This window comes from Mesorhizobium sp. M0500, assembly GCF_040321165.1.
Lineage (GTDB): Bacteria > Pseudomonadota > Alphaproteobacteria > Rhizobiales > Rhizobiaceae > Mesorhizobium.
Genome location: NZ_JAMYRB010000029.1, coordinates 33,369 through 52,902 on the forward strand (window position 1 = coordinate 33,369; position 19,534 = coordinate 52,902).

General features: G+C 59.3%; 16 protein-coding genes, 1 tRNA gene and 5 pseudogenes. 17 read left to right on the top strand and 5 right to left on the bottom strand.

All coding sequences use genetic code 11. The features are described 5' to 3' along the window. Positions 1–102: 102 nt before the first annotated feature. Together NKI70_RS29195 and NKI70_RS34095 are read left to right on the top strand one after the other, a co-directional pair. Positions 103–1,134, top strand: coding sequence for a LacI family DNA-binding transcriptional regulator (locus NKI70_RS29195; RefSeq protein ID WP_023678260.1), 1,032 nt, complete (start codon positions 103–105; stop codon positions 1,132–1,134). Positions 1,135–1,544: 410 nt separating this feature from the next. After that, positions 1,545–1,789: pseudogene (locus NKI70_RS34095) on the top strand (IS1634 family transposase); the annotation flags it as partial. Between the two features lie 93 nt (positions 1,790–1,882). Here the strand turns inward: NKI70_RS34095 and NKI70_RS29200 are convergent. Next, on the bottom strand, positions 1,883–2,905 hold the full coding sequence (locus NKI70_RS29200; protein WP_023678261.1) for a LysR family transcriptional regulator: 1,023 nt from the start codon (positions 2,903–2,905) through the stop codon (positions 1,883–1,885). 270 nt (positions 2,906–3,175) lie between these two features. Between NKI70_RS29200 and NKI70_RS29205 the strand changes: the two genes are divergently transcribed. From NKI70_RS29205 to NKI70_RS29245, 9 genes and pseudogenes are all read left to right on the top strand, one after another. Next, complete coding sequence (locus NKI70_RS29205; protein ID WP_023678262.1) at positions 3,176–3,769, top strand: NodA family N-acyltransferase; 594 nt, start codon at positions 3,176–3,178, stop codon at positions 3,767–3,769. Then, positions 3,766–4,425, top strand: a complete 660-nt coding sequence (gene nodB / locus NKI70_RS29210; protein WP_023678263.1) for a chitooligosaccharide deacetylase NodB — start codon at positions 3,766–3,768, stop codon at positions 4,423–4,425. Before NKI70_RS29205 ends, nodB begins: the two co-directional genes overlap by 4 nt. 14 nt (positions 4,426–4,439) lie before the next feature. After that, positions 4,440–5,798 (top strand): chitooligosaccharide synthase NodC, encoded by a 1,359-nt coding sequence (gene nodC / locus NKI70_RS29215; RefSeq protein WP_352725763.1) that lies wholly within the window; start codon positions 4,440–4,442, stop codon positions 5,796–5,798. 48 nt (positions 5,799–5,846) lie between these two features. Then, positions 5,847–6,443 carry a nodulation methyltransferase NodS gene (gene nodS / locus NKI70_RS29220; RefSeq protein ID WP_352623592.1) on the top strand — a complete coding sequence of 199 codons (597 nt, stop codon included), beginning with the start codon at positions 5,847–5,849 and terminating at the stop codon, positions 6,441–6,443. Positions 6,444–6,478: 35 nt separating this feature from the next. Continuing rightward, positions 6,479–6,727, top strand: a pseudogene (locus NKI70_RS29225) (carbamoyltransferase N-terminal domain-containing protein); the annotation flags it as partial. Between the two features lie 38 nt (positions 6,728–6,765). After that, on the top strand, positions 6,766–7,677 hold the full coding sequence (gene nodI, locus NKI70_RS29230; RefSeq protein ID WP_352466668.1) for a nodulation factor ABC transporter ATP-binding protein NodI: 912 nt from the start codon (positions 6,766–6,768) through the stop codon (positions 7,675–7,677). 3 nt (positions 7,678–7,680) lie between these two features. Continuing rightward, a complete protein-coding gene (locus tag NKI70_RS29235; RefSeq protein WP_352725765.1) occupies positions 7,681–8,469 on the top strand; it encodes an ABC transporter permease in 789 nt (262 codons plus the stop codon). 67 nt (positions 8,470–8,536) lie between these two features. After that, the gene (locus tag NKI70_RS29240) at positions 8,537–9,499 is read left to right on the top strand and encodes a LysR family transcriptional regulator (protein WP_023678269.1); all 963 of its coding nucleotides are present in this window, start codon (positions 8,537–8,539) and stop codon (positions 9,497–9,499) included. Positions 9,500–9,507: 8 nt separating this feature from the next. Further along, positions 9,508–9,770, top strand: a pseudogene (locus tag NKI70_RS29245) (hypothetical protein); the annotation flags it as partial. Between the two features lie 77 nt (positions 9,771–9,847). On the opposite strand, the pseudogene NKI70_RS29250 reads toward NKI70_RS29245, so the two are convergent. After that, positions 9,848–10,165, bottom strand: a pseudogene (locus NKI70_RS29250) (hypothetical protein); the annotation flags it as partial. A gap of 497 nt (positions 10,166–10,662) precedes the next feature. On the opposite strand from NKI70_RS29250, the gene NKI70_RS29255 reads away from it, so the two are divergent. The 4 genes from NKI70_RS29255 (at position 10,663) to NKI70_RS29270 (ending at position 16,810) form a co-directional block, all read left to right on the top strand. After that, the gene (locus NKI70_RS29255) at positions 10,663–11,463 is read left to right on the top strand and encodes a calcium-binding protein (RefSeq protein ID WP_023678272.1); all 801 of its coding nucleotides are present in this window, start codon (positions 10,663–10,665) and stop codon (positions 11,461–11,463) included. A 395-nt stretch (positions 11,464–11,858) separates the two neighbouring features. Then, positions 11,859–13,634: a type I secretion system permease/ATPase gene (locus NKI70_RS29260; RefSeq protein WP_352623590.1), complete on the top strand. Its 1,776-nt coding sequence runs from the start codon at positions 11,859–11,861 to the stop codon at positions 13,632–13,634. Next, a complete protein-coding gene (locus tag NKI70_RS29265) occupies positions 13,609–14,922 on the top strand; it encodes an HlyD family type I secretion periplasmic adaptor subunit (protein WP_352623580.1) in 1,314 nt (437 codons plus the stop codon). Before NKI70_RS29260 ends, NKI70_RS29265 begins: the two co-directional genes overlap by 26 nt. Positions 14,923–15,592: 670 nt before the next feature. Continuing rightward, positions 15,593–16,810, top strand: a complete 1,218-nt coding sequence (locus NKI70_RS29270) for a tyrosine-type recombinase/integrase (protein ID WP_352623578.1) — start codon at positions 15,593–15,595, stop codon at positions 16,808–16,810. Positions 16,811–16,831: 21 nt separating this feature from the next. On the opposite strand, the gene NKI70_RS29275 is transcribed toward NKI70_RS29270, so the two are convergent. Beyond that, positions 16,832–16,907 (bottom strand) — tRNA-Ile (locus NKI70_RS29275). Between the two features lie 184 nt (positions 16,908–17,091). On the opposite strand from NKI70_RS29275, the gene NKI70_RS29280 reads away from it, so the two are divergent. After that, entirely contained in the window at positions 17,092–17,802 is a 711-nt protein-coding gene (locus NKI70_RS29280; protein WP_023678276.1) for an SIMPL domain-containing protein, read from the top strand. A 126-nt stretch (positions 17,803–17,928) separates the two neighbouring features. On the opposite strand, the gene NKI70_RS29285 is transcribed toward NKI70_RS29280, so the two are convergent. After that, positions 17,929–18,288, bottom strand: a complete 360-nt coding sequence (locus NKI70_RS29285) for a hypothetical protein (protein ID WP_023678277.1) — start codon at positions 18,286–18,288, stop codon at positions 17,929–17,931. A 242-nt stretch (positions 18,289–18,530) separates the two neighbouring features. Beyond that, positions 18,531–18,977 (bottom strand): YcgN family cysteine cluster protein, encoded by a 447-nt coding sequence (locus NKI70_RS29290; protein WP_023678278.1) that lies wholly within the window; start codon positions 18,975–18,977, stop codon positions 18,531–18,533. A 235-nt stretch (positions 18,978–19,212) separates the two neighbouring features. Between NKI70_RS29290 and NKI70_RS29295 the strand changes: the two are divergent. Then, positions 19,213–19,534 (top strand): annotated as a pseudogene (locus NKI70_RS29295) (OmpA family protein); the annotation flags it as partial.

Below are 19,534 nucleotides of genomic sequence, written 5' to 3' on the forward strand. Positions count from 1 at the left end.
TCAGTATGCGGGCGTCTCCACTTTGCCCACCCGAAACCATTGTCGAATCGCGCTAGGTGACAGAGAGCCAGCCTGCGTCAAAAACCAATCAGAATAGGATCCATGACCAAGCGCCCCACAATTGCCGATCTCGCCCGCGAAGCCCGAGTCAGCGTAGCAACGGTCGATCGGGTTCTGAACGCCCGCCATCCGGTGCGCGAGGAGACCGCGCGGCGGGTCCACGACGCCGCCCACGCGATCGGCTATCATGCTGCCGGGCTCATCAAGCAGCGCTTGCGGCGAGACCTACCGTGCTACCGTCTGGGCTTCATCTTGAGAAAACCGGCCCAGCATTTCTACCAAGACTTTGCGCGCGAGGTCGAAGCGTCGGTCAATTTGGCCCAGTCCTTCCACGGCATTCCGCTCATCCAATTCGCCCCGTCACATATGCCGAGCGACCTAATCGCACCGCTCAAGGATTTGGGCGCACGCTGCCATGCGATCGCGATGGTGGCACCGGACCACCCGAAAATTACAGCAGCGGTTGAGGACCTCAAGGCCAAAGGCATTCCGGTTTTCTCGCTGCTTTCCGACTTCGCCGCCGGCGTGCGACAGGGCTATATCGGCCTCAACAACCGCAAGGTGGGGCGCACGGCCGCTTGGATGGTGTCCAAGGTCGCAAAACGGCCCGGCAAGGTGGCGGTGTTTGTCGGCAGCCATCGTTTCCAGGGGCACGAGCTCCGTGACGTCGGCTTTCGCTCCTATTGCCGTGAGAACGCGCCGACGTTCGAGGTGCTCGATCCGCTTGTGAACCTGGAGAAACGGCAGGTCACCTACGAGGCAACGCTTGATCTCATGCAGCGGGAACCCGAGCTCGTCGGCTTCTATGTCGCCGGCGGCGGCATGGAGGGCGCCATCTCCGCGGTCCGGGAAGAGGGTAAAAGTCGCGATCTCGTCGCGATCGTGAATGAAATCACGCCGGAATCTCGGGCGGCACTCGCAGATAACATCATCACGATGGCGGTCGCCACGCCAATGCGCCGGCTTTCCCAGGAGCTGATAACGCTGATGACGCGGGCTATCGAGACCGGCACTGCTGAAACACCAGGACAGACATTTCTGCCGTTCGACATCCATCTGCCGGAAAATATATGAAGCTGATGGATTCTATCGTAAGCGGGGAGTTTCCTTTCATAAATGAGAGAAAGTTGATTGATGATCCGATCCACGCGGGGTAGCCGCACCCCACAGGCCTCAGCCGCGGCCCAGGATGAAAGCGCCGATTGAGTGAACGGATCGGCCGCGCGTTCAGGCGGAAGCGCGAGGTAAATTCCCTGCATCCGCAGCGTCGACCTCGACCGGCTTCATTGCCAACATCTCGACGTTGTCGGTGCAGGGCGGTGTCGTCAAGGATGCCTCACGCCAGTAGCCGAGGCCGGCACAGTCCATTGGGATCGACCTCGTCGACCGCCATCTCCTCGCCTGGCCGCGCGCGAAAAGCCGCGGCAAGGCCGGCAAAGTTGGCATTTGAGTGGGGCTAAACATCTTCTGGGACTTCGCACGCGAAATCGGAGGCGGCAGTCAACTCAGCACCAACCGGGCATGTGTTCTGCTCGTTCCTGGCCCTCGTACTCAGCAAGGAACTGCGCCGCTCTGCCCCGAATGGCAACCGCTCCTCCGCGACCGCCTCCAGGAGCCACCATCGAAAAGGATGGTCGCGTCGTCACCACCACGTCACGGCAAAAGTGGGCAACGTCTTGAAGGCAGCTGGCATCGCTCTGCGACACACCTCGACAAACAACTCGCCTGAGATCACCCCCAAAAAGGTAGTGGCAACACGCGCCGGCGCGCGCCTAACATGCTGATTAATGACATTATTCTTACAGCCGGTGTTTAAGTGGGGCTAAATCTCTTCTGGGACTTCGCACGCGAAATCGGAGGCGGCATTCAATTCGGTACCAACAACGGCAAGGTCGGATCCGGCGTGCCCGAGACGCTCAATAGTTTCAAGCAAAGGCGCCAGGCGAGATGCCTCCTGCAACATCATTTCCCGCATCCACAGGCTTGCCGGATCAGTATTGTGAAGCGCAGGCCATTGGACGGCCTCCGTGAATGCGGGATGAGGAAGTGGCGGCGGAAGTCCGACAATCCGCAGGGGTGTTGTTTTTGCGAAATGCTGCGCCAGCCGTAAGGGCATGGTCCCGATGCGGTTGGTGCCTGATACAACGGGCGGGATCATGCTAAAGCCCTGTACGACGACCTCGATACGTCTCTCGAAACCGTGCTCGAGCAAATACCATTCCTCCATGGTGGGCTGCCGGGTGTGCCTGAATCTGAGCACAACATGCCCCATGGACAAGTATCGCTCGAATGTAAGTGGCTCTGACAGCTGCTTGTTCGTGCCGCAGCCTACGCAGACGAGCATATCTTCGAACAGGGCTGCGCGAGGATGTTTCGACATGAACACTTCCGGCATAATCAGAAAATGAACGTCGCCGCGCCGGAGAAGCTCCTCGGGGTCGTCGGAAATAGGCAGACATTCGAAGCGGACGGCGGGAGCTTCCCGCGCAGCACGCTCTACGATCTTCTTAAAAAATACGAGCGTGAGGTAATCGGAAAGCATGATTCGGAAGAGACGATCCGATTGGGCTGGGTTAAAGGCGTCCCAGGAAATAATCGATAGCTGGATGTGCAGCAATGCATCCCGGACTGCTGGGGCGAGCCCCTCCGCGCGCGGTGTCAAAATGAGCTCGCGGCCGTTCATCGCAAATAGCTCATCGCTGAAATAGGCGCGTAACCGAGCGACGGCGGCGCTCATGGCCGGCTGGCTCAGGTTAATACTCCGGGCCGCCGCGGTGACTTTACGTTCCCTGATCAGAGCGTCCAGCACAACGAGGAGATTTAGATCCAGCCCCTTAAAACGCATGTCCTGATCTATCCAGCGTGTGGATGGGTATCATCTAAACAATCAATTTTACGAATTTACGAACCATGCATTAGAGGAACGTAAATGACCGACGTCAAGCTCAAATCGACGGCGCCGCAACACGGGCGGGAACATCGAGAGAGCTCATTTGCGAGCCCGACCGGCTGGCTCACCTTCGCTAACGACAACGGTTGAGTGCAGTCAAACAACGCCGCCGCTTTGGCCGGGTAATGCGGCCCGCAAGAAACCAATAAGAAAGAGAGATCCTGAATGCGCTCGCAGGTGCAGTGGAAGTTGTGCTGGGAAAATGAGTTGCAGCTCTCCGACCATGTCGAGCTCGCCAAGTTCTTTCGAAATACCTATGGGCCGACTGGGGCGTGCAACGCAGAACCGTTCGAAGGTAGTCGAAGCTGGGCCGGAGCCAGGCCTGAACTCCGCGTAATCGCCTATGATTCGAGCGGTGTAGCGGCCCATATGGGCATACTGCGCCGTTTCGTCAAGGTTGACGCGGTCGATCTATTGGTGGCTGAGCTGGGCCTGTACGGGGTACGTCCGGATCTTGAGGGCCTCGGAATCGCCCATTCAATCCATGTCATGCTTCCAACACTGCAGGAGCTTGGCGTTCCATTCGCTTTCGGAACCGTCCGGGACGCGCTGCGGAATCATGTTGAGAGGTTCGGGCGGCGATACAGCCCTTTGGCTGTTTTGTCGGGAATTCGCGTGCGCTCCACCCGACCAGAGGCGCGCCTCGACCTGCCGCCCACACGCATCGATGACGCACTCGTCATTGTTCTGCCAGTTGGACGACCGATCAGCGAATGGCCCACCGGCGCGATGATCGATCGGAACGGACCAGAGCTATGAGCCGTCCCGATTGCTTATACGAAGTGCGCCGTGAGTGCTCTGACGGCACCGGCCGTCGCAGCGTTTATCTGACGTTCGACGACGGTCCCAATCCACTTTTCACACCGGAGATTCTGGATGTGTTGGCAGAGCAGCGGGTGCCGGCGACTTTCTTCGTCATCGGCGCCTACGCCTTAGAGCACCCGGATCTAATCCAACGAATGTTTGCAGAAGGGCACGAGCTAGGCAACCACACGATGACTCATCCGGATCCGTACAAATGCGGCTTCGGCGAAGTGCAACGTGAGATCTTTGAAGCGAACGGCGCCATCATGAGGGCGTGCCCTCAGGCCTCGGTGCGCTATATTCGCGCGCCCTACGGCGCCTGGAGCGAAGAAGTCTTCACAGCGTCACAGATCGCCGGGCTGACGGCCCTCCATTGGTCCGTCGACCCTCGAGATTGGTCTCGCCCTGGGGTCGACGCGATTATCGATACCGTGCTCGCCTCTGTCCGGCCGGGCGCAATCGTACTCTTGCACGACGGATGCCCTCCCGGCGAGTTGAGCCAGGGCGCTCACGCCGGTCTGCGCGACCAGACGGTCACGGCGCTGTCCCGTCTGATTCCAGCACTTCATGAGCGCGGATTTGTAATCCGCTCACTTCCTCAACATCACTGAACAAACGAGATCCCATGACTCTTCTTGGTACAACCAGCACTGTGGCCATTTCGCTTTATGCACTGCTCTCGACTACTTATAAGAGCATGCAGGGGATTTATGCTCTGCCGACAAACGACTCATCGGCGTTGGAGGATCTCGTCGGCTCCGATCAACTGCCCAGCGTGGATGTCATCGTCCCCTGCTTCAACGAGGATCCGCGCACGCTTTCAGAGTGCCTGGCTTCCATTGCAGACCAAGAATACGCCGGAAGACTTCGGGTCTATGTGGTTGATGACGGTTCTGGAAATCGCGAAGCCGTAGGAACTGTCCACGAAACCTACGCGCGCGACCCTAGGTTCGACATCATTTTGCTTCCCGAGAATGTTGGAAAGCGCAAGGCACAGATCGCCGCGATACGCCGCTCATCCGGGGATTTGGTGCTTAACGTTGATTCAGACACGATACTCGCGTCCGACGTCATTACCAAGCTTGTACCGAAGATGCGAGATCCAGCGGTCGGCGCAGTCATGGGTCAGTTGACGGCCAGTAACCGGAGCGAGAGCTGGCTGACCAGGCTGATAGACATGGAGTACTGGCTGGCTTGCAACGAGGAGCGCGCGGCACAGGCTCGCTTCGGTGCCGTTATGTGCTGTTGCGGCCCATGTGCCATGTACCGCCGGTCTGCGCTCCTTTTGTTACTGGACCAGTACGAGTCGCAATTTTTTCGGGGCAAGCCAAGCGACTTCGGTGAGGATCGCCATCTCACTATCCTCATGCTGAAAGCAGGCTTTCGAACCGAGTACGTTCCGAGCGCCATCGCGGCCACAGTCGTTCCGAACAGGCTCGGACCGTATCTGCGCCAACAACTCCGTTGGGCACGAAGCACATTCCGGGACACGCTGCTTGGGCTGCGCTTGCTGCCCGGCCTCAATAGCTATCTCACGTTGGACGTGGTCGGACAGAATCTCGGCGCGCTACTCCTCGCCCTATCGGTACTAACGGGCCTCGCACATTTCGCACTGACAGGCACTGTGCCTTGGTGGACGGGCCTGATGATTGTGTCCATGACCATGGTCCGATGCAGCGTGGTAGCATTTCGCGCTCGACAGTTTCGATTTCTGGGCTTTTCCCTGCACACGTTCATCAACATCTTTCTCTTACTTCCCTTGAAGGCCTACGCGCTGTGTACATTGAGCAATAGCGATTGGCTGTCGCGAAGCTCTGCTGTCGCTACATCGAACACTGGGGGAAAACAGGCCCCCACCCAAACTCCGATCACTGGATCAAGCAGGGCAGAATTCTCACCGCATGCGGCTCCGCTTCGCAGGCTCAATCTTGCGCGGGATTCTTCGGGATTAGCGCTGTCGGGCAACATTTGCGGCGACGAGTGATCGCTAATTACCTAGGTGGACGAGAGGTGGACGAGTTTGACCCAGAACATGAATCATCAGTTGCTCGATCGGGAATTGGCCGCAGACGATCCGTGGCGCCTCGACGGCAATCCGTTCGAGCGGGAGCGCCACACGCAAATGCTCCAGCTGGCGCTTGCCCAAGGCTCCATTACAAATGCCCTCGAAGTCGGGTGCGCTGCTGGCGCATTCACGGAAAAACTAGCCCCCTACTGCCAAGGGCTCACCGTCATCGATGTCGTGGCGCAAGCGATAGCTCGAGCACGTCAACGGATAAAGAAGCCGCCGCGCATCAACTGGATAGTCTCCGATGTTCAACAGTTTTCGACCGACGAGTTGTTTGACCTGATCGTTGTGGCGGAGGTCCTATACTACCTCGAAGACATAGCCGAGATGCGCGTGGCCGTCAAAAACCTGGTGCGGGTGCTTGCGCCAGGCGGGCATCTGATCTTCGGATCGGCAAGGGATGCTAATTGCCGTCGCTGGGGTCACGCCGCTGGTGCTGAGCCGGTCATCGCCATGCTGAACGAAACGTTGATCGAGGTAGAGCGTCTTGAGTGTCGGGGCGAGTCGGTCAACGAAGACTGCTTGCTCGTCCGTTTCCGGAACCCGCTTTCCACTTCCTGATGAATCGAATCTATCGCCGTTAACGTGGAGACACTATGCGCATCTGTGGTACCAAGCTGACCCATGATGGGGCGATCGCCCTTGTCGAGGATGGACGGCTCGTCTTCTGCGTAGAGCAGGAAAAGCGGCACAACAATCCGCGTTACCAAACCATCGATAATCTCGACGCAATTGTCGCCGCTTTGGCGGAACAGGGGCTAAATCCTTGTGATGTCGATCAGTTCGTTATCGACGGCTGGGATGGCGAAGACGAGTCACAGTTTCAGGTCCGGCAGGCAACAGCAACCGCCAGTCGTGGCGACGCTCTCGGTAAAATGAACCCATGTCCACGGTAACGATCGATCTTACTGACGTAAGCAAAACTTATGACAAGCTCGTTGTCGACAGACTGTCGTTCCGCGTTACGGCGGGGGAATGCTTCGGGCTCTTGGGACCGAACGGCGCGGGCAAAAGCACGATTGCGCGTATGGTCCTCGGCATGACATCGCCTGATGCGGGGAAGATTACTGTGCTCGGCGCTCCAGTGCCGGCGCGCGCGCGTTTGGCACGTATGCGCATCGGCGTGGTCCCGCAGTTCGACAATCTTGATACCGCGTTCACTGTACGCGAGAACCTGTTGGTGTTCGGGCGCTACTTCCGGATGAGCAGACGCCAGATCGAAGCGGTCATACCGTCGCTGCTTGAGTTCGCCCGCCTCGAGAACAAAGCGGATGCGCGCGTCGCCGAACTGTCCGGCGGCATGAAGCGGCGCCTGACGCTCGCGCGTGCGCTGATCAATGACCCGCACTTGCTGGTGATGGACGAGCCGACCACCGGCCTCGATCCGCAGGCCCGCCACCTGATCTGGGAACGGCTGCGATCGCTGCTGGCGCGGGGCAAGACTATTCTTTTGACTACCCATTTCATGGAAGAGGCCGAGCGGCTGTGCGATCGGCTGTGCGTTATGGAGGAGGGGCGCAAGATCGCCGAAGGCCGCCCGTCCGCACTCATTGACGAGCAGATCGGCTGTGACGTGGTCGAGGTCTACGGCGGCAATCCGCATGAACTGGGTGCGCTGATCCGGCCGTACGCACAGCGCATCGAGGTGAGCGGTGAGACGCTTTTTTGCTATGCACCCGATCCGGAGCAGGTGCTGGTGCAGCTACGCGGGCGCGCGGGTCTGCGCCTTCTGCAGCGTCCCCCCAATCTCGAGGATGTGTTCTTGCGGCTAACCGGGCGCGAGATGGAGGACTGAACAATGGGCGAACGTTATGTGGCGGCCATGCCCGCCAATGCGTGGAATTGGGTCGCGGTTTGGCGCCGCAACTATCTTGGATGGAAGAAAATCGGGCTTGCATCGGTTCTCGGCAACCTCGCCGATCCGATGATCTATCTGTTCGGTCTCGGCTTTGGCATCGGAACAATGATAGGTCCTGTTGAGGGCACTTCGTACATTGCGTTTCTCGCGGCTGGCATGGTTGCCACAAGCGCGATGGCATCGGCGACCGCTGAAACGGTTTACGGGAGTTTTGGCCGCATGGACAACCAGCGCACCTGGGAAGGAATGCTATGCACTCAGCTGACGCTCGGCGATATCTTACTTGGCGAATTGGCGTGGGCAGCCACCAAGGCCCTGATGGCGGGCACAGCAATCACTATTGTTGCCACCACGCTCGGCTACACATCGTGGCCATCCATCCTCTGCTTGCTGCCAGTCATCGCTCTCAGTGGCCTCGCCTTCGCGAGTCTAGCGATGGTCGTCACGGCGCTTGCGCCCAGTTATGAATATTTCATATTTTATAACACGCTTGTTATAACACCCATGCTGTTCCTTTGCGGCGCGATGTTTCCGGTCAACCAATTGCCCGGCGCTTTTCAGGACGTCGCCTCCTTGTTGCCGCTCGCACATGCAATTGACCTCATTCGTCCGGCGATGCTTGGCCGTCCGGCCGGCAGCATGGGCCTGCATATCGGCGCGCTTTGCATATACACGGTTTTGCCGTTCTTCCTATCGGTTGCTCTATTTCGTCGTCGGCTGATGCGTTGACGCTACTCACCATTCGTAAAATTGATTCTTTGGGCGATACCCATCCACGCGTCGGATAGGTCAATACATGCGTTTTAAGGGACTCGATCTAAATCTCCTGGTTGTGCTGGACGCTTTGATCAGGGAGCGTAAAGTCACCGCCGCGGCCCGCAGTATTAACCTGAGTCAGCCGGCCATGAGCGCCGCCGTCGGTCGGTTACGCGCCTATTTCAGCGATGAGCTATTTACGATGAACGGCCGCGAACTCATTTTGACACCGCGCGCGGAGGGGCTCGCCACAGCAGTCCGGGAGGCATTGCTGCACATCCAGCTGTCGATTATTTCCTGGGACGCCTTTAACCCGGCCCGATCGGATCGTCGCTTCCGCATCATCCTTTCCGATTACCTCACGCTCGTATTTTTTAAGAAGATCGTAAAGCGTGCTGCGCGGGAAGCTCCCGCCGTCCGCTTCGAATGTCTGCTTATTTCCGACGACCCCGAGGAGCTTCTCCGGCGCGGCGACGTTGATTTTCTGATTATGCCGGAAGTGTTCATGTCGAAACATCCTCGCGCAGCCCTGTTCGAAGATATACTCGTATGCGTAGGCTGCGGCACGAACAAGCAGCTGTCAGAGCCACTTACATTCGACCGATACTTGTCGATGGGGCAGGTTGTGCTTAAATTCGGGGACACCCGGCAGCCCTCCATCGAGGAATGGTATTTGCTCGAGAACGGTTTCGAGAGACGTATCGAGGTCGTCGTACAGGGCTTTAGCATGATCCCGCCCCTTCTATCAGGCACCAACCGCATCGGGACAATGCCCTTACGGCTGGCGCAGCATTTCGCAAAATTAACACCCCTGCGGATTGTCGAACTTCCGCCGCCACTTCCTGCCGCATTCACGGAGGCCGTCCAATGGCCTGCGCTTCACAATAATGATCCGGCAAGCCTATGGATGCGGGAAATGATGTTGCAGGAGGCATCTCGTATGATTACCCCGCCTAAGAGCACCGGACGTCTCAGTTGTCGGCCGACGACCCCTCGGTTATGAGAGGAGGCATGGATGGCGATTGGGATTGGGCGATTCCTGCATTGTCGAGAACGATGCAGGGAGAGCAGATCCTTCAGCCTGAAGAGGTGGCAGCGATGCTGCCGCTGCATGAGCTTGGCTGGGGAACCGACGGGCGAACGAATTCGGGTGCGCTCGCAACACGGTGCCTCGGTATCTAAGCGAGGGCGGGACTGTTCCGTTTCGCAAGCCTGTGCGGCCGACCGCGTTTGACGGACTGGACGATTGGCTGCGGGAGCGCTTCTTCCCCCATGGCTCGGGCTGGATGACGATCTCGACCCGCTCCAGATGCGCCGGGAACGCCTTGCGCGGTCGCGCAGCACGTCGCGGCTCGCCTGTCGGTCTTGCGGCCTCGAGCTCGGACTCAATCGCGCCGAGCCCGGTCTGGATTTCGAAGGCGAAGGCCTGCTGGGCACGTTCGAGCTTCTCGGAGCTGCGACCGAAGCGGCGCGCCAGCTGCTTGACGATCCCATGAAGGTCGGCGATCCTCTCCTGGGCACGCTCGTTGAGTGTCGCCATCCGGACGATCTCGGCCTTGAGTGTTTCGCTCCGGAGTTGTTGCAGTTCGGCCTTCTCCGCCGCCATGGCGACGAACATCGCCTTGAGCGGATCGATTTCGTGGGGACGGGCCGAAGCGCTTCTCGTCATGACGCCGACAGGAGCTTGTTTTACACGGCCTGAAGCCCGCCTTTTGCGCCTGAGTCACTTCGCCACCGCCTTCCGGCCGGACGCCGTCGCCGTTCGGCTCGAACGCGCGTCCAGTCCATGCCTTCGACGAGCGCCATCAGTTTCGGCGCGGCAAGCCGATCACGCCGTTCTCCGCCAGCGGAACTTGTCCTCGTCCAGCGCTCACGGTGCGGGTATGCCGGCGTCGAGCAAACAGAGAGAAGTTTGGGGCCCAACCAGGACGGCCCCGTTACGAAGTTCGTCCTAGTCTAGTCCCGGTTTGAGTGTCGAATCTTCATCGATTGCATCGGCGACCAGCGTCCCCGCCGCCTGCGAGCCCGCAACTGCTCAGCAGAAGGAAGTGAACGTGAGTGCATCCATTTCGTAAATGTGTGTCTATCCAAGCAATCGATTTCTCTAATTATCCGATGAGGAATATGAAACGCGTCAGGCAGGGTGCATCATTAGGAGTATTTTCGATGGCAAACATTATCGAGGGTGGCCCGGGTTCCGAAACACTCCTCGGCACCAAGCTTGAAGATTGGATGGAGGGTTTCGGGGGCAATGACTGGATTGACGGTCGTGGCGGCAACGACGAGATCTCGGCTGGCGCGGGCAGTGACCGAGCCCTCGGCGGCGAGGGTAACGACCGCATCTTCGGCGGAGATGGCTGGGACGATCTCTCCGGCGACAACGGCCGCTTCAACGCGCGCATCTCCGGTGAGGACAATGACAGGCTCAGCGGCGGTCCCGGCCAGGATGTCGTCTACGTGGGTGACGGCCAGGACACGTTGACCGGGGGCACCGACAGTGACACGTTCGTGTTCCAGTTCCACAATCCGGTGCCTGGGGTCGTCCCGAGTGTCGGGTCGAAGCCGGACATTTCCACTATCACCGATTTCAACCCGGCGGAGGACAAGTTCGCCTTCGATGCGGTGGGCCTCTACAACGACGGTTTTGGCGCGAACTTCGTCAACAACGCCAGCATACAGTCCGGCTACCCGGTGAGCAGCTTCTACAGTGGTGCGGCCTCGGGTGCGAACGGCGAACACGTCGTGGTGATCACTGGCGAATCTTTCAACTCTGCTTCTGAAGCCGCGAGTGCGATCTCCGGCGAGCACGCCGGCGACATCATTGTCTACCAAAGCAGCTACACCGACAGAGTCGCAACTCTGGCCTATGTCACCGCCGACAACAGCGCGCATGAGTTCGTCCACCTGGGCGGTGTGGTCACCGTGGCCGACCTAGGCCTGACCGCGTCGGACTTCACCTTCGTTTGATCCAGAAAACCCATACGGAACAGCGCCCCGCCCCCCTGGGCGGGCGCTTTCCGTTTCCGCTACTTGCGATGGGCCGGGGCGCCCGGGAGCAGTCGCAGCGTGTACAGCTTGACGAAGCCCTGCACGTCGCGCTGGTCGTACACCGAAATCTCCCTGAAGGCGTGGAGGCGGAAGCCTGTTCGGGCCCTTGCGGCCGGCCACGATGACGTTGCCCTTCCAAACCTTCAGCCGGACGGTGTTGTTGTTGACCCGCTCCATTAGATGCCAAACCAAACATATTCGGCGGGAGCACTGATCCTGAATCAGCGAGCGGATGCAGTCGGTCGCCGCTCGGGGAGCAATATAGGGAGCTGGGTCGCCAGATCCTCACGGAGACCTACGTGAGTAACCATTCCTTGAAGGATTCAGCTTTGAGACCTTTCCCTCTGACTTCCGCTATTTGGGGAATTCTGTTGATCAGCGGCGTGGTGAACGTGCTTGCGCTGATCTCGCCGGTGTTCATGCTTCAGGTCTACGACCGCGTTCTGGCAAGTGGCAGCGTATCGACGCTAGTGGGGCTCGTCGTGCTTGCTACAGGGCTTTATGCGTTCCAGTGCCTGCTCGACATTTTGCGCGCGCGCGTGCTGCTGCGGATTGGCGAGCGTTTCGATGAACAGTTTTCCGGACGCGTTCACGATGCGATCGTTCGCCTTCCGCTTTCAACGCGCATGCCGGGCGACGGCTTGCAGCCGCTACGCGATCTCGACAATGTTCGCGGATTCTTAGGTGGAAACGGCCCGACAGCGTTCTTCGATCTGCCATGGATGCTGCTTTATCTTGGCATTTGCTTCCTCTTTCATTTCTGGATCGGCATGACGGCACTTGTCGGGGCGATCGGTCTCACATCTCTGACACTCCTTACCAACACTCTCTCGCAAGGGTCGATACGCGATACCATTGACCACAACATGGTACGCAATGGTCTACTGCAAGCAGCGCGTTGCAATGCCGAGGTCGTGCAAGCTCTCGGTCTGGGAAAGCGGATCGCTGCCCGATGGCACAAGGCCAATGCCAAGTATCTGGCCGCCAGCCGGAAAGCCGGGGACGTGGCAGGTGGGCTGGGTGCCATTTCAAAGTCGCTGCGCGTGCTGCTGCAATCGGCCATTCTTGCCGTCGGCGCGTACCTTGTGATCAGGCAGGAGGCTAAGGCCGGGGTCATGATTGCAAGTTCGATCATGATGGGGCGTGCGCTGGCTCCGGTCGATCTGGCCATTTCAAGCTGGAAACCCTTCCTCATGGCGCGCCAGGGTTGGGCGCGGCTGGAGGACCTCCTGGGAAAGGTTCCTGAAACCGCTCCTGTTATGCCAATGCCTGCACCTGAACGCGAACTCCGCCTCGAAGGCGTGACAATCGTTCCGCCCGGCGAAAGGAAGCCGACCGTGACCGGCCTTGCGTTTGCCGTTCAGGCGGGAAGCGCACTCGGGATCATCGGTGCATCGGGTTCGGGCAAGTCGACACTCTCGCGCGCCATCGTCGGCGCATGGACGCCGGTCGCCGGAAAGGTTCGCATCGACAGCGCAAGCCTCGATCAATGGGACCGGGAAGCGCTAGGCCGTCATATCGGCTATTTGCCGCAAGGTGTTGAACTGTTCGACGGCACCATTGCCGAAAACATCGCTCGTTTTGAAGATAATCCTGACCCTGAGGCTATTGTCACCGCGGCGAAAGCAGCGGGCACGCACGAACTGATCCTCCGATTTGAGCACGGCTACGAAACTCCGATTGGTGAGGCCGGATCGGCACTTTCCGCCGGGCAGCGCCAGCGTATCGGTCTTGCCCGTGCTCTTTATCGAGATCCTTTCCTTGTTGTGCTGGATGAACCCAATGCCAATCTCGATGCGGAAGGCGAGGCTGCGGTCGTCAAGGCGATCGCCTCCGTGCGCGGGCGCAAGGGCATTGCGGTTGTCGTCGCCCATCGGCCGAGCGCCATCCGCGCCGTGGATTTTGTGTTGGTCATGGAAGGTGGACGGCAGCGAGCATTCGGTGCGCGTGATGAAGCGCTTTCCAAAGTCTTGAAGAGGGCAGCGATGGCACCAGGCGCTGGCGTCAAGGCCATCGAGTCTACACAGGATAACGTGGGAGAGCGCGCTGACATGGAGGATCCCGGTGTCCGGCATTCATCAGAACAATGACGTTTCCAGGTCCATTCGCCGGCACCTGGTGGCGGGCCTGCTGGCGAGCGTGATCTTTGTGGGAGGAGCCGGAGCCTGGGCGGCCTTCACGAATCTCTCCGGCGCGGTTGTCGCGTCCGGACACTTTGTCGTCGATTCCTATGTGAAGAAGGTGCAGCACCCGACCGGCGGGGTGGTGGGAGAAATCCTGGTGAGCGAAGGTGATAAAGTAAAAGCCGGCGACATCCTCATGCGGCTCGACGCCACCCAGACGCGCGCCACTCTCGCTGTAGTCACCAAGCGGCTCGATGAGCTGGCCGCCAACCTGGCACGACTCGAAGCTGAGCGTGACGATCTGGCGGAGATCGCCTTCCCGGACTGGCTGCTCGCCCGCAGAGATGTTCCGGACGTAGCTTCGGCAGTACATGGCGAGACGCGGCTGTTCGAATTCCGCAGACAATCCCGCGACGGAAGGCAGGCGCAGCTAGCGGAACGCATCACTCAATATGAGCACGAGATCGAGGGGCTCAAGGCGCAGGAAATCGCTTGTGAGAAAAGCACCGAGATTCTCGAAAAGGAAATTGCTGCCTTGAGTGGGCTGCGCGACCAAGGCATTGTCTCGGACCAACGCTTGAACAGTCTGAAGACGCAGGTTGCCACTTTCGGCGGCGAACGCGGTGAGAAGATTGCACATCAGGCACAGACGGCAGCCCGCATATCCGAAACGCGCCTGCAGATCCTGCAGATGGATCCGGATTTCAAGACGGAAGTCGGCCAGGAGCTCAGAGAGGTTCAGGCGCAGGTTGGGGAGTATGTTGAGCGCAAGGTGGCGGCTGAACAGGAACTGCGACGGATCGATATTGTCGCGCCGCAGTCAGGCGCCATTCAACAACTCGCAGTTCATACGGTCGGAGGAGTGATCACGCCCGCCGATCCGATTATGCTAATCGTGCCGGAAGGCGACGATCTTGCGCTTGAAGCACGAATCACCCCGAAGGACATCGACCAAATCCAGCTTGGTCACAAGGCCGTGCTGCGGATGTCAGCCTTCAATCTGAGGACCACGCCGGTATTGAACGGATATGTCAGCCGGATCGCAGCCGATCTGGCGACGGACGAAAAAAACGGCGTTTCGTATTACCTGGTGCGTCTGTCGGTTCCGCATGCGGAACTGACGAAGCTCAAGGACCTGACGCTCGTGCCCGGCATGCCGGCCGAAGCGATGATCCAGACGGGCGAGCGTACGGCGCTTTCTTATTTTGTGAAGCCGCTGTCGGACCAAATCAGTCGCGCATTCCATGAGGAATGAAAGTGATCCACAGAAATATTTTGTTGGTATTCTTGTTGGTTGTTACGCATGCATGAGAGTCACAACCGTCTGAAAACACAACCATGCGTTCCTCAGTTGGATTGCGCCTCTGACTCAGATACGTGGTTCCGCGGTCATTTTGCCCTTGCAAGTCGCCGCCCATTCAGTTCTTGGCCTCGAGCGCATTAAGATACCCATCATCGTACACAAAGGCTGGAAAAGAGTCCGGTGTCTTGAGCGATCCTAGGTCTGGAGACCTAGGGTGAGCCTGCAAGCACAGGGCCAGGACATGATTGAGCGTCTGCAATATTCGGACAGGTGCATAGAAAGACAGGCAGGCGCCAAAGACGCGCTTTCAACGCACTAAACCGATGCTGCGCACCCCGAGCGTCTTGCCGCCCTCGCTCCCGCCGGTAGGAATCAATCGCGAGCAGGCTGCGACGTTCATCGGCGTAAGCTCAACGACCTTTGATGAAATGGTCCAGGACGGCCGGATGCCGCAGCCACGAATGCCGAGCAAGGGGCGCATTGTTTGGGACGTCGAGGAACTTGTATTGGCGTTTCGAAAGCTCCCTCACCGCCAAATCGGAGGAGCACCAAAGCTTGACGAAGATTCGCCGCCACTAGACAATCCTTGGGATCGAAAACCACGAACATGACGGATGAGCCCGTGAAGGTCGCTCTTAAGGGCGTAGTGAAGGACACTGATCGCCACGGCAATGATCGGTACTATTTTCGCGCACCGGGTCGGAAGAAGGTCCGGCTCCGTGAACCGACCGGCAGCGACGAGTTCCTCGAGGAACTGCGGTGCGCGCGCGCCGCGGTCACTTATGTTCGGCCCGGCACTCTTCCCGAGATTTGCCGGCGCCTCCCCAAGCCTTCCGAGCCAGCGAAGAAAGGCACGTTGCTGTGGCTTTGCCAGGAGTATTACCGTCGGGGCGGCACGGAAATCACCCAAGACACTATGGCGCGCCGACGAGCAATTCTGGAGCGCGTATGCGAATTACCTCATCCCCTCGAAGGTGACCCGGATCCTCAGTATCCCACCAAGGGATCTCTGCCATTCGCCGGTATGAAACGGTCTCATGTTAAGGAGATCAGGGACACCAGGCTCGACGCCCTTGGCGCGGCAAACAATATCGTAAAAGCCATCAGCGCGATGTTTGAGTGGGCAAAGGACACAGAGATTCCGGGCGTCGACTCCAATCCCGCCCGCGGCATCAGACGGCTAAAGAGCGGCGACGGCTGGCACCCATGGGACGTGTCGGAGATCGTTCAATATGAGAAGCGGCATCCGCTGGGTACCGCAGCCAGACGTGCGCTCTCGATCTTCATGTTTACTGGCCTGCGGTTGTCCGACGTCGCGATCTTCGGTCGACAGCACATCACGCTCGTCTACAACGAGGAGACCGAGCAGTGGGAGAAGTGGATCAGAATTAAGCCTGGGAAGACCAGTCGTAACAAGGATGCGGTGTTGGTGGAGCTCCCGCTTCTGCCCGAACTAGAGGCGGAACTTGAGCACACGCCCTCCGACCAGATGACCTTCCTGGTCAATGAGTATGGTCGCCCGTTCTCGGAGAACGGTCTGGGCAACAAGATGCGCCAGTGGTGTGATCAAGCTGAGCTGCCGCACTGCAGTGCTCATGGAATTCGCAAGGCCGGCGCGACGATCGCCGCTGAGAACGGCGCGACGCACGAGCAGCTGAAGGCGATATATGGGTGGACTACGTACCAGCAGCCCGACCACTACATCAAGAAAGCGCGTCGCCGGAAGGTAGCGAGAGCGGCGAAATACCTGCTGGTTATCGATCGAAAAGAGAACAAAATTGTCCCACTTTCTGAGGGGGTTGAAAGAGGTGGGACAAAAATGGCCAAAAAATCCAATTAAATCAAGGGCCACAAAAGCCAATGGTGGGCCCGGAGGGACTCGAACCCCCAACCAAGCGGTTATGAGCCGCCGGCTCTAACCATTGAGCTACAGGCCCCACGGCGCTGGATTAGTGTTTTTCCCTGAACCGCACAAGGCTTTCCGAGGCCTTTCCGAGCAGGCGTTCCAAGGGGGCTGGCAGAGATCGCCCAAATCAGCCCATATTGATAACCTATTGCACGTCGCCCATTGGACGCCGGCCAACACTCGGCTGTCTTGGGATCCCAGATCGAGGAGATTTCATGACCAGACGTATTTTGCCCCTGGCGATTGCCGCCGCAATCGCATTTCCGGCGATCGCGGCCGCCGCCGATTCGCCACCGCCGCCGCGTATCGTCGTCACCGGTGAAGGCGAGGCGGCGATAGCACCCGATCTGGCTCTGCTGACGCTCAGCGTCATGCGCGAAGCCAAGACGGCACGTGCAGCGCTCGATGCCAATAACGACGCCATGGCCGCAGTGATCGCTGCCATGAAATCGTCCGGCATCAAGGAGCGCGACCTGCAGACCGCGGGCATCCAGATCAATCCGCGCTATAACTACACCAACAAGCCCGACGGCAGCCAGGAGGCCGAGCTTGTCGCCTACCAGGTGACCAACACGCTTTCGGTGCGCATCCGAGACATCGACAAGACCGGCGACATTCTCGATAAGGCGGTGTCGCTCGGCGTCAACCAGGGCGGCGGCATCTCCTTCTCCAACGACGATCCGGCGGCAGCCGTCACCGAGGCGCGCAAGAAGGCCGTCGCCAATGCCATGGCCAAGGCCAAGACGCTGGCCGAAGCGGCCGGCGTCGGCATCGGCCGGGTCCTGGAAATCACCGACCAGAATTTCGCACCACCGCCGATGCCGATCAACGCCAAGGCATTCGATGCCGCCGGTGCGTCGGTCCCGGTGCAAGCCGGCGAAAATTCCTATACCGCACAGGTGACGGTGACTTTCGAATTGAAATGATCATCGCTTGCAGCATGAAAAACCCCGGAGGATCGATCCTCCGGGGTTTTTTGAGCCGCGCTTCCTGGCGGAAAGGGCTCCGCTACTCTACCGGCTGCAAGTCAGCCGGCCGCAGGCCCGAAGACCTTAGCGATAGATGATCGGACAGCCGCGCTCGTTGGCGAATACGATCACGACGCGGTCGCCATACTGGCGGCCGGCGACCTTGACCGTGCGGCGGTTGATGTCGATGATGCGGGCGCGGTGCAGGCCCATGCGTTCGGCCTTGTCGATGGCACGCTCCGGCGAACAGGACCGGCGCCAGCCGCCATGACGGCGGTGTTCGCGATAGTAACCATCATCTTCGTCGCCGGTATAGACGCCGACGCGCGGATCCTGGTTGTTGCCGAAGCCGAGATAGATGCTGTCAGCATGAGCGGGGATGGCAGCAAGCGTGCCAAGGCCGACAAGAGCCGAAAGAGCCGCCGTCTTGATGGTGTTGAACATTGTCTTCTCTCCTTGTTGAGGGTTTCCACACGTTTTCGTCGAACCGATGGGAGGAGAATGCACCCGTCTGTCTGAATTTTTTGCGAACCGGCCGTTCATCTCCAGTTCATGAGGCAGAACCGGAATAGTCTCTCGCTTCTGGAACCGGTGTTATGGACGGCGGTGCTGCATAGGGTGGGCATGGTGGATGGACAACGTCCGTTTTGCCGTCGGTTCCGGATTCTCGATTTCGCGGTAAAATCCTAAGGCTCGTCCGCGAGCATATGGTCGAAATAGTCGTCCGGCTCGGCAAGGTCGGTCTCGCTGGCGCTGACCCGGCCGCGCATCGAGATGCCGGCCTCGTGCACGGTCTCGTCGCTTCCCGACACCAGCCTGTGCCACCAATAGAGATCGCGGCCCTCGGCCACCAGCCGGTAAGCGCAAGTCTTGGGCAGCCAGCTGATGGTGCGCACATTCTGCGGCGTCAGCCCGACGCAATCCGGAACACGCGCCAGCCGGTTGGCATAGTCGGAGCAGCGGCAGCTTCCAGCGTCGAACAGCCGGCAGCCGACGCTGGTCCAGTAGATCTCTCCGGTGTCCTCGTCTTCGAGTTTGGACAGGCAGCATTTGCCGCAGCCGTCGCAGAGTGATTCCCACTCGGCCGGGGTCATCGCCTCGAGCGTCTTGGTCTTCCAGAATGGCTTTTCCATCGTCGGCATGTGGCCCTCGGACGCTTCAAGGTCAAGCACGGCAACCGTGCACCCTCGTCCGAACGATACGCCGGGACAATACGCCGGAACATGCGCCAGGACCATACGAATGACATGAAGTCGCCTTCAAAACGCCGGTCAATCGCCCTGTGCCACAGCTAGAACCTACAAACAGGAACCAAACATGGTTGCTGAAAGTTTGGGCAGGGATGGGACGCCACAAGGAGTGTTTATGATGAAACGCCAACCACGGATTCTGGCAGGCACGGCGCTTGGCCTGTTGATGGCGTCCGCGCCGCTAGGCGCGTTCCCGCTGCAAGGCAATGCCGCATTCAGCCCCGTGCAACGTACCGCAGCGCCGCTCATCCCAGTGCAATCGAGTTGCGCCGAGGGCGAGTCGGCGGAGGCCTGCGCGCAAAGCCAGCAGGCAGAGCAGCCCAGAAAGAAGAAGCGCGACCAGCAGCAGCAAACGGAATCCGCTCCGGCCGAGCAGATCGCTCCAGCCGAGTCCGAGCAACCCCGCAAGAAGCGGCGCAATCAGCAGCAGCAAACAGAAT